Source organism: Pararobbsia alpina (genome assembly GCF_902859895.1).
Classification (GTDB): Bacteria; Pseudomonadota; Gammaproteobacteria; order Burkholderiales; family Burkholderiaceae; genus Pararobbsia; species Pararobbsia alpina.
In genome coordinates this window covers 69,970-83,830 of sequence record NZ_CADIKM010000013.1, presented here as the reverse complement: position 1 = coordinate 83,830, position 13,861 = coordinate 69,970, and the positions used below count along the sequence as shown (strand labels likewise).

The window sequence follows — 13,861 nt, the reverse complement described above, 5'->3', positions numbered from 1 at the left end:
CCATGAACGCAACGATCAAGCCTGTCACTGCTGTCGGCACATCGATCCTGTTGGTTCTTTTGATCGTGGTTGCCACTTTGCTCGGCATCGCGTTCCAGATGCTCGCGGTGGAGGAGATCCTACGCCCGGACCTGCATGCGCTCGGCGGCATCGATCCCTTGCTGCCGGTGATCGCGATGCAGCTGATCGCGGCCGTGCTGATCGCGACGGCGGTGCGCTTCGTGCTACCGCATCGCTATCGGCAGCCGGCCTTCGCAACCTGGCTGCTGTTGTTCGCGTTCTGCCTGTTCGTGCCCGTGATCGGCTGCCTCGTCTGCGCGAGCGGTATCATCTGGGGCATCTTCTGGCCGCGCGATGCCGACGTCAACAGCGTTGGCGAGGTGTCCCTGCCGCGCTTCGCCGTCTATCTCGTCTCGCGCATCGCGCACGGCAGCGGCGCCCGGCTGCAGGCCAAGCTCGTGAACCCCGCGATCGCCGTCGACGACCGGGTGACCGCGCTCGTCGCGATCCAGTCGATGCCCACGCGAACCACGGGCACCGTGCTGCGTGATCTGCTCGGCGATCCGATCGAGGACGTCCGGCTGCTCGCCTATGGGATGCTCGACAGCGCCGAGAAGAAGATTACCCAGCGCATCTACGAGCTGTTGAGCAAGCTCGACGGAAACACCGCCCCCCACGAAGTCGAAGAGACCTCGCGGCTGCTGGCCGAACTGTACTGGGAGCTGATCTACCAGAACCTCGTGCAGGGCGAGATGCAGCGGTTCGCGGCACAGCAGGTCGAGAAGTATGCACATCGGGCGCTCGCGATCGACGACAGCAACGCCGCCCTGTGGGTCACGCGCGGGCGCCTCGCGCTGCTCGAGAACGATGTCGCGCGTGCCGACGCATTTTTTGAGAATGCCCTTTCGCGTGGCTTCCCGGGCGACCGGCTGCAGCCGTGGATCGCCGAAAGTGCCTACCTGCGCGGCGACTATCGCGCCGTCGCGCAGGCACTGTCCTCACTGGGCGAAGGAGCGTCGTTGCCGACGCTGCGCTCGATCGTTCAATACTGGTCGACATGAATACACAGACGACACGTCATGCCGCTTCGGCGGACATTGCCTTGCTGCTCGAAGGCACCTTCCCCTATGTACGCGGAGGCGTTTCGAGCTGGGTCGACCAGATGATCCGCTCGTTCCCGGAGAAGACCTTCGCAATCGTCTTCATCGGCAGCCGCGAAGAGGACTATCAGGGCGCGCTGTACACGCTGCCCGAGAACGTCGTGCACTTCGAGACGCACTATCTCTATCGCTTCGATCCGCCACCGCTCGCCGAACCCGCGCTCGGCGACCCCGAGGCGTTCGAGCGCTCGGCCGCGCTGCATCAATCGCTGCGCTCGGCCGTGACCCGGCCGGACGATATCGCAGGCCTGATGGCCGACGTGATCCCGATGATTCAGCCCGGCGGCAGGCTCGGCGAAGATCAGTTCCTGTACAGCAAGACCGCATGGGAATACATCACCGAGCAGTACCACGAGCGCTGTACCGACCCGTCGTTCACGGACTATTTCTGGACAGTGCGGATCATGCACAAGCCGCTGTGGCAGCTTGCGCGCATCGCCGACAAGCTGCCGCCGGCCAAGGTCTACCACACGGTGTCGACCGGCTATGCGGGCTTCCTCGGCGCCTTGCTCCACTACAAGACGGGGCGTGCGCTGCTCGTGTCGGAGCATGGTATCTATACGAAGGAACGCAAGATCGACCTGTTGCAGAGCAGCTGGATTCGCGACAACCGCGGGATCTTCGAGAAGGATATCTCCGAAGTCAGCTACTTCCGCGAACTCTGGGTGAGCTTCTTCGAGGCGCTCGGCCGGGTCTGCTATTCGGCCAGCAGCGAGATGGTGTCGCTGTTCGAGGGCAACCGTCTGCGCCAGATCGCCGACGGCGCGCCTGCCGCGAAGACGCGCAATGTGCCCAACGGGATCGATATCGCCCGTTTCGCCGCGCTGCGCGCGCGTCGCGGGCCCGGCGTGCCGCAGGTCATCGTGCTGATCGGACGGGTCGTCTCGATCAAGGATGTGAAGACCTTCATTCGCTCGATCTTCACGGTCAGCCGGCAGTTTCCCGACGTCGAGGGTTGGATCGCCGGTCCCGAGACCGAGGATCCCGCCTACGCGCAGGAATGCCGCAGTCTCGTGCAGTCGCTCGATCTCGCGCGCAATGTGAAATTCCTCGGCTTCCAGCGTGTCGACGACCTGCTGCCGAAGGTGGGTATCGTCGCGCTGTCGTCGATCAGCGAGGGCCTGCCCCTCGTCGTGCTCGAAGCGTTCGCGGCCGGCGTGCCAGTCGTCTCGACCGATGTCGGTTCGTGCCGGCAGTTGGTCGAGGGGCTCGGCGCCGAGGACCAGGCGCTCGGCAAGGCTGGCGCGATCGTGCCGATTGCCAATTCGCAGGCACTCGCGACAGCGCTCAACGAGCTGCTGCACGATGAAGCACGCTGGTACGAAGCCCAACGCGCTGCGATCGCGCGCGTCGAAGCCTACTACACGCAGGACAAGATGATCGATGCCTACCGTGGCATCTACGACCGGCTCGCGCAGCTGCCGGACGCGCAGCCTGTTGGCGGCGGCGCCAATCCGACGAAGACCTGCCCGGTCGATCACCGGAGCATGGCTGCGGCGGGGCAGGGAGGGCACGCCGGCCAGCGGGTGACCGCGCCCATTGCATCGGCGTCCCCCGCGGCGTCCCCCGCAATTTCCACCGTCGCCTCCGCTCCCGCGGCAGGCGGCGCCGCGAACGCACCCGCCACCTCGATCAGCAAGCAGGGGATTTAAAACATGGCCGGCATCGGATTCGAACTACGCAAGATGATGCGGCGCGACACCCTCACCGGGGTGGCGAAGGCCTATGTCTTTGCAGGGGTCATCAGCTCGGGGCCGTTGATCCTCTCGATCATCGGCATGCTGCTGATCGGCTTGCTGAGCCTCGGCAAGGTCATCCCGGACTTCCAGATCACCCAGTTCCAGGTGTCAGTGACCTACCTGATCGCGTCGAGCCTGATCCTGACCGGCTTTGTGCAGCTCGCATTTACGCGCTTCATGTCCGACCGGTTGTTCGAGAAACGCATCGATCTCGTGCTGCCGAACTTCAACACGATCGTGCTCATGACGACGCTCGTTTCGGGTCTGGTCGGCGTCGCACTGGCCTTCACCTTGTTCGCACATCTGTCGCTTAGCTATCGCGCACTGATGCTCACGGGATTCGTGATTCTCAGCAATATCTGGGTCGCCGCGATCGTGCTGTCGAGCGTCAAACAGTACAAGCATATTCTCGGCACGTTCTTCGTCGGTTATGCCGTAACGGTCTGCGCCGCGCTGATGCTGAACCGGCACGGCCTCGAGGGCCTGTTGCTCGGCTTTGTGATCGGCCATTTTGTGCTGCTGCTCGGCCTGTCGGGTCTGATCTACCGGAACTACCCGAGCGACCGGTTCCTGTCGTTCGAAGTCTTCAACGGACGCTTTGCCTATCCGAGCCTGATCTTTGTCGGATTTCTCTACAACCTCGGCGTCTGGCTCGACAAATTCATGTTCTGGTTCGGCCCGGCCACGGGTCAGCATGTGATCGGGCCTTTGCGCGCCTCGGCGATTTACGACATCCCGGTGTTTATCTCCTATCTGTGCGTGATGCCGGGGATGGCCGTGTTTCTTGTGCGAATCGAAGCCGATTTTGTCGAGTTCTACGACGAGTTCTATGATGCCGTGCGCAGCGGCGCGACCCTCGCGCATATCCAGGAGTCGCGTGACATGATGGTCCGCTCTGTGCGGGCGGGGCTCTTCGAAATCCTGAAGATCCAGACGGTGGTGATTCTGCTTATTTTCGCGTTCGGCGACTGGCTGCTGGAAAGGCTCGGGATTTCAACGCTGTATGCACCGCTGCTGCGGATCGACGTGATCGCGGCCAGTCTCCAGGTGTTGTTTCTGGGCGCCCTCAACGTCTTTTTCTATCTCGACCAGCGCCGCACGGTGCTGAAGCTGAGCTTCATGTTCGTCGTACTCAATGGGGTGTTGACCGCATTGACGCTGCATTACGGACCGAGCACCTATGGATACGGGTTTGCGGGCGCGCTGCTCCTGACCGTCCTGGCATCGGTCTACCTGCTCGATCGCAAATTCGAAGGCCTCGAGTACGAAACGTATATGCTGCAAAAAGGCTGAGTGCCCGGCATGGGCGTTTAGATTCTTCAAGGATGGACCGGCCCTCACCTCGATGGCCGGTATCCGCCTGACCCTGTAAGCTCCTGCATGCAGGCCGGCGTGGGTCGCTCATTGTCCGCGCCTGTTGTCAGCCCTGCGCCTATCTCAACGGCTTTGCGCCGATCGACGAATTGCCGCCGCACCGCGGCGCGATCTCCCGCGCTGACCACGGCCGTCGTCAAGGTTTACCATCCGATCATTTTCAGCCATTCATGCAGGGGAGTCAGCAGTCATGACACGACGTGTTCTCGTCACCGGTGCGAACCGCGGCATCGGCCGTGCGATTGCCTACCGGCTGGCCGCCGATGGTTTCGCCGTGACGGTGCATTGCCGCCAAGGCCGCAGCGAAGCCGATTCGGTCGCGTCCGCCATCGCCATGCAAGGGGGTGTCGCACGGGTCGTGCAGTTCGATGTGCGAGACCGTGCCGATTGCCGCATGCAGCTCCTGGCGGACCTCGAACAGAACGGACCGTACTATGGCATCGTCTGCAACGCCGGCGTCACGCGCGATGCGGCGTTTCCCGCACTGAGCGAAGAGGACTGGGACGTGGTGCTCGAGACCGGTCTCGACGGCTTCTATAACGTCGTCCATCCGCTGACGATGCCGATGGTGCGCGCCAGGAAGGGCGGTCGCATCGTGACGATCGCCTCGGTCTCCGGGGTCATGGGCAACCGCGGCCAGGTCAACTACAGCGCGGCAAAGGCCGGCCTGATCGGTGCGACCAAGGCCCTTGCCGCCGAGCTGGCGAGCCGCTCGATCACGGTGAACTGCGTGGCGCCGGGACTGATCGACACGGGCATGCTCGACGAGATGCCGCTCGATCAGGCGCTCAAGATGGTGCCGATGAACCGGGTCGGCCGTCCCGACGAGGTCGCCTCCGTGGTCGGCTTCCTGATGAGTGACGCCGCGTCCTATGTCACGCGCCAGGTGATCGGTGTCAACGGCGGGATCATCTGAGGAAGCGCGTTGTGCTCACCGGCATGGGAGGTATCATCCATGCCGCCGAACCGGTCAGACGCCTGCAAACATTGCACTCGCTGTGCGTGGGCTGAGCGAGCTGCCTGGCGGGGACGTCACGACTTCGATCGCATCGAGCACTTCGCGCAGCGCGGGCGGCCGCCCCGCATCGCCGACCGTCACCGCGCGGCCGGGCGTGTCGATGCCGATCGACTCGCGCGTGGTCGCGCTCAGAATGAGTACGGTCGGTCGGTCGAACGCATGGGCGAGATGCGTGAAGCCTGTATCGGTCCCGACGACGAGCGCCGCTCGTTCGATATGGCGCGCGACTTCGAGCACGCTAAGTCTTGGTAGCACGGTCGCGCCCAGTGCATCGTCGGCGATCGCATGCGCCGCGGTCTGTTCGCCGGCCGATCCCCACGGCAGTGCGACATTGAAGCCGCGCTTCACGAGGTGGCGCGCGGTGGCGGCCCAGTCGTCGTGCGCCCATTTCTTGGCCTCTTTCGACGTCGCATGGAACAGCATCGCAAGCGGCCGCTCGTCGGGCAGCTCGAACGTGTCGCCACCGGGGATGCGCAGACCATAGAACGGCGTGTCGTCGATCTCGTAACCGAGTGCGTTGGCCAACGTGACGCGCATGCCCTGTGTGGTGCCGAGATTCGGGCGCCGCATGAACCGCTTCGTATAGGCAAACGCGGCCCCGAGCTCTCCGAGGTCCGGGTTCTGGTATCCGAAACGGACTTTCGATCGAGCGATAAACGAAATGATCGCGCTTTTGTAGACGCCATGCAGATCACATACGACGTCGTAGCGCTCGCGGCGCACTTCGCCGATCGAGGCGAAGATCGCGCGCAGGTCGTCGATCGAGCGTGCGCGCTTGAACTGCTTGAGGGGTGCGCTCAATACGCGGCTGATGCCCGGATTCCAGCGGGCCACGTCGGCGAACAGCTCATCGGCGGCCCAGTCGACCTCGACACCGGGAAAGGCACGATGCAGATCGGCGACGAGCGGTTGCGCCTGAATGATGTCGCCGAGCGCGGTGACCTTGACGATCAGGATTCTTTTCATGGGGCGCTATCGGAAACGATGACAATTCGAAAGACCAGGGACCGCACAGTTTAAGGGAAAACTCACGCAAGTGTCAGGCAAAAGCCGTCTGGGAAACGGCGCTCCTACCACCGTTTCTTCAGTTCCCTGTTTGCGAAAGGCTACTGGGCGGTTAGTGAGAGATCTCATCGAGATTCAGACCGTTGGTCCGCGGCCCGAAGAAGCCGATCGATCCCATCACGATCGCCATGGCGAGGCCGATCAGTCCGAACACGCCGAATATGCCGAGATGGCGGAGCGCGAACGCGATCAGGAAGCCCGAGAACATCGCGCTGATACGCGACATCGAATAGACGAGGCCGACGGCCCGCGCGCGAACCCGAGTGGGAAACAGTTCGGACTGGTAGGCGTGATAGCCGACTGAGAGCAACGCGCTCGATACCGTGATCAGCACGCCGAGCGTCATCAGGGCGGCCGGCGAGGTCTGGAACGCGAACAACGTGCCGAACACCGCAATGCCGAGCGCGGACAAGACGATCAGGGTCTTGCGTTCGATCTTGTCGGCGACCCTGATGGCGAGGAAGGGACCGACCGGATTCGAGATCGCGATCACAAACGAATAGAGCAGGCTGTGCATGATCGTCACGCCCTTGGCGATCAGCAGGGTCGGCACCCAGGCGGCGAAGCCGTAATAGCCGATCGACTGGAAGGTGTTGAACACCATGAGCATGATCGTGCGGCGCCGGTAGGGCGGCAACCAGATCTCGCGATACGAAGCCTTCACAACGGGTGGCTCGACCGTGTCCATGGGCGTCGGCAGTGGGCGGCCGAATTCGGCTTTGACGCGTTGTTCTAGACGTGACAGCGCGAGGTCGGCCTCCTCGACACGGCCCTGCTGCGCGAGCCAGCGCGGGCTTTCGGGTAGGCGGCGGCGAATCACCCAGACGAGCAGCGCGCCGAGCGCACCGATCCAGATCACCCAGCGCCAGCCCTCGAGGCCGAAGGGCTTGAGCGGCAGGAGCCACCATGCGAAGAACGCGCAGACGGGCACGGCCGAGAACTGGATGCCGTGCAGCACAGCGAATGCCCGGCCGCGCAGGTGCTTGGGCACGAGTTCGCTGGTGTAGGTATCGATCGTCACGAGTTCGACGCCGATGCCGATGCCTGCGATCAGCCGCCACAGATTGATACTGCCCGCCGTCGACTGGGAGGCCATGATCACGGTCGCGATGGAATACCAGAGCAGAGAAAACGTGAAGACCGACTTTCGGCCGAGCCGGTCGGCGAGCGAACTGAAGACGAGCGTGCCGATGAAGAGCCCGGCGAACGAGGCGGCGACAAAGCCGCCGAGGCCCGAGAAGCCGAAGAACGAAGCGGTCGTGGTCGCGTAGATTCCGCTCTTCACGAGGCCTGGTCCGACATAGGCGGTGAAGAACAAGTCATAGAATTCGAACCACCCGCCCAGTGCGAGTATCGCGACGAGCGTCCAGATCGAGCGGGTCGCGGGAAGCCGGTCGAGGCGCGCGCTGATCGCGGCCGTCGTTCCGCCGGGCGCGGCTGCGCGAGCCGGCATGTGAGTCGGTAAGGCCGCCATACGCATCTCAATGAGGGTTTGTGCCTAGAGCGCCGCAAGGCGCGCGACGGATCAGTCCGGCGCAGTTTGGCCTACGTATCCGCGATAAGCAAGGACCGGCAGCGTGGCGCGCGTACAATGCGCGCCTGTTCGACTGATCTCTATTGGGTAGCCCCGTGAAAAAGACCGACCTCGAAAAGAACAAGGCCCTCAAGCTGACAAATAGCTTGCGTCAGGCCGGCCCTTATCCGGGCAATGCGAATGCCGATGCGGCCCACCTCGACCGGCGCGAACAACGCCGGCTCGATCAGCTCAAAGGGCTCGTGCCCTTCGCGTGCAAGCTCGAGCAGGGTCTCGTCGACCGCCTCAGGCAACGTGCGGCGACGCATCCTGAAGGCCTCAACGGCTTGGTCGGCGAATTGCTTGCCGCGGGTCTCGACGCGCTGCCACCGGCCGAGGCCTGAGGGTCAAGGTCCAAAGCCTCGGAATCGAGGTCGCGGGTCTCGCGTCTGACGCTTGAAGTACCGATTGCCGCCGTCGCACCGCGCACAGAAGCGCCTGCGACGGTCATAGTCTCCCGTCTATACTGAATGTGCCGTCCGACGATCCTACGCGGGGGCAACCGTCCACACTGACAATGGAGGCTTTCATGGCTAAGGTGCTGGTGCTTTACTACTCGATGTACGGTCATATCGAAACGATGGCGGGTGCCGTCGCCGAGGGTGCCAGATCGGTGGCCGGTACCGAGGTCATTGTCAAGCGCGTTCCCGAGACCATCTCGCCCGAGGTGGCCAAGCAGTTCGGCGCCAAGCTCGACCAGGCCGCCCCCGTCGCAACCATCGACGAACTGGTTGGTTACGACGCGATCATCTTTGGCACCCCGACCCGTTTCGGCAACATGTGCGGCCAGATGCGCACCTTCCTCGACCAGACCGGCGGCCATTGGGCCAAAGGCGCGCTCGTCGGCAAGATCGGGAGTGTGTTCTCCTCGACGGCGACCCAGCATGGCGGCCAGGAAACGACGATCACCTCCTTTCATTCGACGCTGCTGCATCATGGCTTTGTGATCGTCGGCGTGCCGTATACCTGTGCGGGCCTGACGAATATGAACGAAATCACGGGCGGCTCGCCATACGGGGCGACGACGTTGGCCGGTGGTGACGGCAGCCGCCAGCCGTCGGCGAACGAGCTCGACATCGCGCGCTTCCAGGGCAAGCATGTGGCGGAGATCGCAGCGAAACTGTTTGCGTGATCGTTACGCTTCAGTTGGAGTTGGCCGCTGTCCCCGATGCTGTCTCGCGGTTGACCTGAGCGCGAAAGGTGTCGATCGAACCGTAGTCGTTGACCGCATGACAAACGGCCTCGTTCCAGTCGGACGAGGCCGTTTCACTTTTGAGCGCGGCATCCGCATTCGATGCGGGACTCGTCGCACCGGCAGGATCCGGTTCCCATGCAAAGTGTGCGGTTTCGCCCGGCGCAAAGGTCCGCGTGCCGAGCGACCTCACCCGATCGCGTGGAGCGAGCAGAACGAGTTGCACGCACGACACGTGAAATGCGGTGGGGTTGCTTGCGCTCAGCGTGGCGGGTACGGACGCGGTACCTTCGTGGATCGTCCAGACCAGCTTCTCCGGAGCGTTCAACGCCTGTCCCGGCGCATCCGCCGGCCGCAGAAGGAGTTTGATGCGCGTGCGCAGCACGAAGTTAAGTTCGTTGCCAGGCTCGGCATCGCTGGCGGAAGTGGGAGCTTCCTCACGCGAAGGCACGTCGAGCATATTGAACCAGTAGAGGCGTTCACTATGGTCGGGCAGGGGCCCTCCATCGTAGTGAACGCGAACGGTCTGTGTCTGTCCCGCCTCAAGCACGAACAAGGACGGTGTCAGCTCGAACGGTGCATTGCTCGTATCCGGCGTTGACTGTTTCTCGCCCGAATCGGCCCAGACCTGGACGAGGGCCGCCGTGGGGCTCGTATTGCGCAGGCGGATCGCGGTATTGCCGGGCGGCAGATCGACGATAACGCGCGTGGCCGACATGACGACATTGGCCTTGGCATCGCCGTTTGCGAGCGCGCAGCATGCACAGAGCCATGATCGCAGCAAGGCGGTCCGCCACCGATGGGATACCCACGGCTCGCGCGCGAGCCACACCTCCCGCGAGGCTATTGCAGAAGAGACATTCGTCGAAGACACAGCGCCCATGGCCGGTTTGCCCCGATAGAGTCACGTCCAAGGCGCTCGCAGTCGGTTGCGGCGCCTTCGGCCCGGATGATCCGCGCTAGTACCGCAAGAACATCATTCGTAGATCATCGCGTATTGCACGGTAGTGTTGACGCTACCCGCGACTGCCGCGCCACCCGAGGCGACATATTGGGCAAAGAGCTTGATCGTCGCTTCGCCGGTGGTTTGTGGTGGCGTGCCGCTGGTTTTCGACTGCAGCGTGGCGATCTTGACGTTCTGATCATTGGCCCCTTTTGCAAGGTCGATCGGGCTCCTGTCTTCGTTGAGCAGCTCGACCTGCACGTTCTTCGCCAGTCCCGGACCGGTCGTCGATACTTTCAGACGCCCTGTCTCGGTGTCGATGCTCGCACCCGGTTCGAAATACGGGTAGGCCGTACCTGGAGTGGTCGTGCATTCGGTCAGCTTGAATTCGAACTGTGTCGCGCCCGCCTTGTCGCCGGCCGTTGCGAGGGCGCTCGCACTGACCGTCGGCAGTTTGACCGTGAGGTTGGCGTCTTTGGCGAGGCCGTTGATCTTGCAGGTCTGGGAACTGATCTTCCCTTCGAACGACACCATGCCGTCGGCCGCCTGGGCGGTTTGCAGGAAAAACAGGGCCGCGCAGCCTATGACGAACGTGAAGCGTGCGCGCGTGTATGTAATCGACTGAAGCAACATCGAATCTCCTTGTGGGTAGGGAAACGCCGCGGCGCGAGCGCATGCGTCCACGGGTAGTGGCCGTCGCTGCGCGCTGCGGTGAAGATGATTAGAGCGTGTTTGCTCGCCGCGCAGAGGGGTGCACGGAGCGCGTCGTAAGTAGGCGAGAGTTCCTCTGCGCGATCTGGCGGTCGCGACGGATGACAGAGAGGCTGACAGAGAGGCTGGCAGACGACCGTGCCAATTCATCAGGAACGGATGACAGACAGGCCGCCAGATGACTGTGCTAGTTCATCAGGCCGGCGAATGGCATTTCAACGGCACCTCAGGTGCACGGGCGCATCCTGCACTGCGGAGTTGGATGTTGCCGCCGATGCAGGGGGGAGCGTGTCGCCGATCTCGTCGAGTTCGATCCGGCATGTCGCGCGGCTGGCCACGAGTTCGACTTGCAGGGCACCGTGGATATGCTCGGGTAGCGCAAGCCGGCCGCCCTGACCCATCGAACTCACGCGTTCACCATTCGCGGCTCGGACAGCCGCACCGAAGGGCGGCGCTCGCCCGTCGCTCATCGAAATTCTGAAACGGCGTGTGTCGACGCGCTTCGCTTCAATGGCGACGCGTACAACCGCGCCCGCGATCGGCGCGACGAGGCGCGACGAATTCGTGACCCTGACGCCGCGCGGCGCATTCGCCTGGTCGATTTCGATATCGTTGAGCCGGTAGGGCGTGAGGTAAGGCACGATCGCATAGCCGCGACGGTCCGCACGGACCTGCGGCATGCCTGCAAAACCCAAGCCGGCACCGTGCTTCGTGTCGATGAGCGCGATCGTGTCGCCGAGCGCGGGTCCGAACGTGATGCCCCCGTGGTGCAGGACGACGCTTCCGCTCGTGCCGAACGAAATGCCGCCACCGCGCGAAAACGCGGCGTTTGCCACGCCGTGCGTACCCGCATAGGCCAGGTCGAAGGTGAATGAGTCCGCGCATTGCAGTGAACTGAGCGGGTCTCGCGCGAGCGTGCCGTCCGTCGCACCGAACGCGGTTGCCCCTTCGCACGACGCACTGAGTGAGTAATCGAGCCGGTTCTCTTTCATCAACCGGCTTGAAAGGGTTCCTGTCAGGGCCATGGAGCGCGACTTCCGGCGTGCTGAATCGAGGTCCGTCCGGGTCGAAAACATCGGCGCTTGCGGGGAGCGCCCGAGACGCAAGGCGAGATCGAGTGATGCATGCCAGGGTCTGTCTGAACTGTGCCAGCTGCGCGAATGCGAGAAATTCAAGGATAACGATACGGTTCCAAGCGTGGTTCCCGCGCCGAGTTGATAGTCGAATCCACCCGGTATCGGCTTGCCACTGCAAGTCCGACTCGCGAGGCGCAAAGTGGCCGATGCGTGCCATGAGAAACGACGATGCAGGGTCTGCGCAAAAAAACCACGGAAATGCAACTCAAGCGGGACTGATGCGTGTCGGCGCGCAGCGGATACGCGTGGCGTATCCTGCCTTTCAATTGCCCGCCGGCTTGCGAACCACTCGCGCAAGTCGATTGATCCCTCGCCGAGTCTCAGCGACGTTTCCGCATTGAAGGTGGCATGGAGGGAGGCGAGCGGGGTCGCGTATGCGAACCGGATGCGCGACGCGAGGAGGCGCTCGGGCACGTCTTCGCGCCTTCCGGTTTGAGTGGTGGCCGTGTATGCCCGGGGTGGCGCGAGACCCAGGCCGAGACCCGCATCGAACGAGAGTGCTCCGGCATGGGTGTTCGCGGCGATGCCGGCTGCGAGCGATGCGAACGCTTTCGTCCATTGCAGTGCGGCCTGGGCCGTGAGCCGGTCCATCAGGCCATACCGTGTGGCGGCGTCGAGCAGCAGGTCGCCGCAACGCGACGTGCGATGGCAACCGATGCCGAGATCGAAGCGTGTTTCCCCGGCCCGCACCATTGCCGATGTGCTGGCCGACGGAATCGAGAAGCGTTGTATGGCACCTGAATGGGCGGCGATCTCTACCTCGAGATCGCCGCGGTTCACGACCGGATTGAGATCGTCGATCACGAACGCGCCCGCGGGGACATTCGTTTGGTAGACGATGCCGCCGCGCTGACTCACCGTGAGCTTCGAAGCACCGGTTGCCATGCCGCGGACCGGCGGCGCGTAGCCGCGGCGCGAATCCGGCAGCATTCGCTCGTCGTTGCCGAGTGTAGCGCCGTAAAGCGGCACGCTCGCGAGCAAGGGGTTGGCACCGCTGATTTCGCCGATGCCGAGCACCATATGCCAGGCGGGCACCGGCCGTTCAAGGAACCAACGTACCGGCCGGTGCCGTAGACGCCCCAGTCCCGACGCACTGACCCAGCCCCGATACCGCCAGTGCCAGACACCGGCATTGAAACCAGCCGAATACTGCAGGGTCGAGTGCAACGAGCGTTCGTCGGGTGTACGTTCGCTCAGCATACCGAACGAGTAGTCCGCAAACGCTGCGGTGATGCCGGCATCCCACTGTGCGGGATCGACGCTGCCGCGTGCGATGCGGGTCATGAGGACTTGGGGGATCGAGATATCGAGACGCAGCTCGGCGGCATCGAACAGGACGCTTGCATCGGGCGAGAGGGTCGTGACGACGATGCAGTTTTTCGTGGGTGGGCGTACATCGGCGAGCTCGGTCGGTATCGACGCCTTGTCCAGCACGGCCGGATCGACTCCGCTGCGCACGAGCAGTTCGTGCTCGAGACAAGGGGCGGGCGGCGTGCGGCGTGATCTGTTCCCGCGCACGGCGCGGAATTCGACCCGCTCCTGCGCGATGAACCGTTCGTTGACGTATACGTCGACCCGCATGACGCCCTCGGACGCGGGACTGCGCTGCGCAAGATCGGCGGGAGACATCGCGCGCAGGCTGCTCCCGACCGGCAGCGCATCGAGATTGAACGAGGGAAAGGATGGCGTGAATGGCGCGGCCCCCGCAGTCGATGTCGGTTCTTGTGCTGCTGGCTTCGATGACAATGGCGAGCCCGATAGCGGCATGGCCTCGCCTTCAGTTCTGCTTGCGGCGTGGGGCACTCGCGGCGCGCTGGTGATCATGCACAAGGTCGCGGCCACACGTAATGCAAGGCAGCCCAGGGATGCCGGGTCTCGTCCTTTGCGTACCAGGATGATCGACATCGGACATGGAATTCAAGTGGCCTCGCCACAACAAGGGCACAAGGG

The 13,861-nt window shown here is 63.5% G+C and carries 11 protein-coding genes; 6 read left to right on the top strand and 5 right to left on the bottom strand.

Annotated features, from left to right (window positions below; translation table 11 throughout):
- Positions 1–2: 2 nt before the first annotated feature.
- The 4 genes from HV670_RS15245 (at position 3) to HV670_RS15230 (ending at position 5,189) form a co-directional block, all read left to right on the top strand.
- Positions 3–1,061, top strand: coding sequence for a hypothetical protein (locus tag HV670_RS15245; RefSeq protein WP_175105627.1), 1,059 nt, complete (start codon positions 3–5; stop codon positions 1,059–1,061).
- On the top strand, positions 1,058–2,812 hold the full coding sequence (pelF, locus tag HV670_RS15240; protein WP_175105626.1) for a GT4 family glycosyltransferase PelF: 1,755 nt from the start codon (positions 1,058–1,060) through the stop codon (positions 2,810–2,812). Before HV670_RS15245 ends, pelF begins: the two co-directional genes overlap by 4 nt.
- A gap of 3 nt (positions 2,813–2,815) precedes the next feature.
- The gene (gene pelG / locus HV670_RS15235) at positions 2,816–4,192 is read left to right on the top strand and encodes an exopolysaccharide Pel transporter PelG (protein WP_175105625.1); all 1,377 of its coding nucleotides are present in this window, start codon (positions 2,816–2,818) and stop codon (positions 4,190–4,192) included.
- 271 nt (positions 4,193–4,463) lie between these two features.
- Entirely contained in the window at positions 4,464–5,189 is a 726-nt protein-coding gene (locus tag HV670_RS15230; protein ID WP_175105624.1) for a 3-ketoacyl-ACP reductase FabG2, read from the top strand.
- Positions 5,190–5,243: 54 nt separating this feature from the next.
- Here the strand turns inward: HV670_RS15230 and waaC are convergent, their stop codons facing one another.
- Entirely contained in the window at positions 5,244–6,257 is a 1,014-nt protein-coding gene (waaC, locus tag HV670_RS15225) for a lipopolysaccharide heptosyltransferase I (protein WP_175105623.1), read from the bottom strand.
- Between the two features lie 151 nt (positions 6,258–6,408).
- Positions 6,409–7,830, bottom strand: coding sequence for an MFS transporter (locus tag HV670_RS15220; RefSeq protein ID WP_175105622.1), 1,422 nt, complete (start codon positions 7,828–7,830; stop codon positions 6,409–6,411).
- Between the two features lie 155 nt (positions 7,831–7,985).
- Here HV670_RS15220 and HV670_RS15215 point away from each other — a divergent pair, with 155 nt between their 5' ends.
- A complete protein-coding gene (locus tag HV670_RS15215; RefSeq protein ID WP_175105621.1) occupies positions 7,986–8,273 on the top strand; it encodes a hypothetical protein in 288 nt (95 codons plus the stop codon).
- Positions 8,274–8,458: 185 nt separating this feature from the next.
- Positions 8,459–9,061: an NAD(P)H:quinone oxidoreductase gene (wrbA, locus tag HV670_RS15210; protein ID WP_175105620.1), complete on the top strand. Its 603-nt coding sequence runs from the start codon at positions 8,459–8,461 to the stop codon at positions 9,059–9,061.
- A 10-nt stretch (positions 9,062–9,071) separates the two neighbouring features.
- Here the strand turns inward: wrbA and HV670_RS15205 are convergent, their stop codons facing one another.
- The 3 genes from HV670_RS15205 to HV670_RS15195 all read right to left on the bottom strand — a co-directional run bounded on the left by HV670_RS15205 (position 9,072) and on the right by HV670_RS15195 (position 13,678).
- Positions 9,072–9,905 (bottom strand): fimbrial biogenesis chaperone, encoded by an 834-nt coding sequence (locus HV670_RS15205; protein WP_175105619.1) that lies wholly within the window; start codon positions 9,903–9,905, stop codon positions 9,072–9,074.
- A 192-nt stretch (positions 9,906–10,097) separates the two neighbouring features.
- On the bottom strand, positions 10,098–10,697 hold the full coding sequence (locus HV670_RS15200) for a fimbrial protein (RefSeq protein WP_175105618.1): 600 nt from the start codon (positions 10,695–10,697) through the stop codon (positions 10,098–10,100).
- A 293-nt stretch (positions 10,698–10,990) separates the two neighbouring features.
- Positions 10,991–13,678, bottom strand: a complete 2,688-nt coding sequence (locus HV670_RS15195) for a fimbria/pilus outer membrane usher protein (protein ID WP_175105617.1) — start codon at positions 13,676–13,678, stop codon at positions 10,991–10,993.
- Between the last annotated feature and the right edge of the window lie 183 nt (positions 13,679–13,861).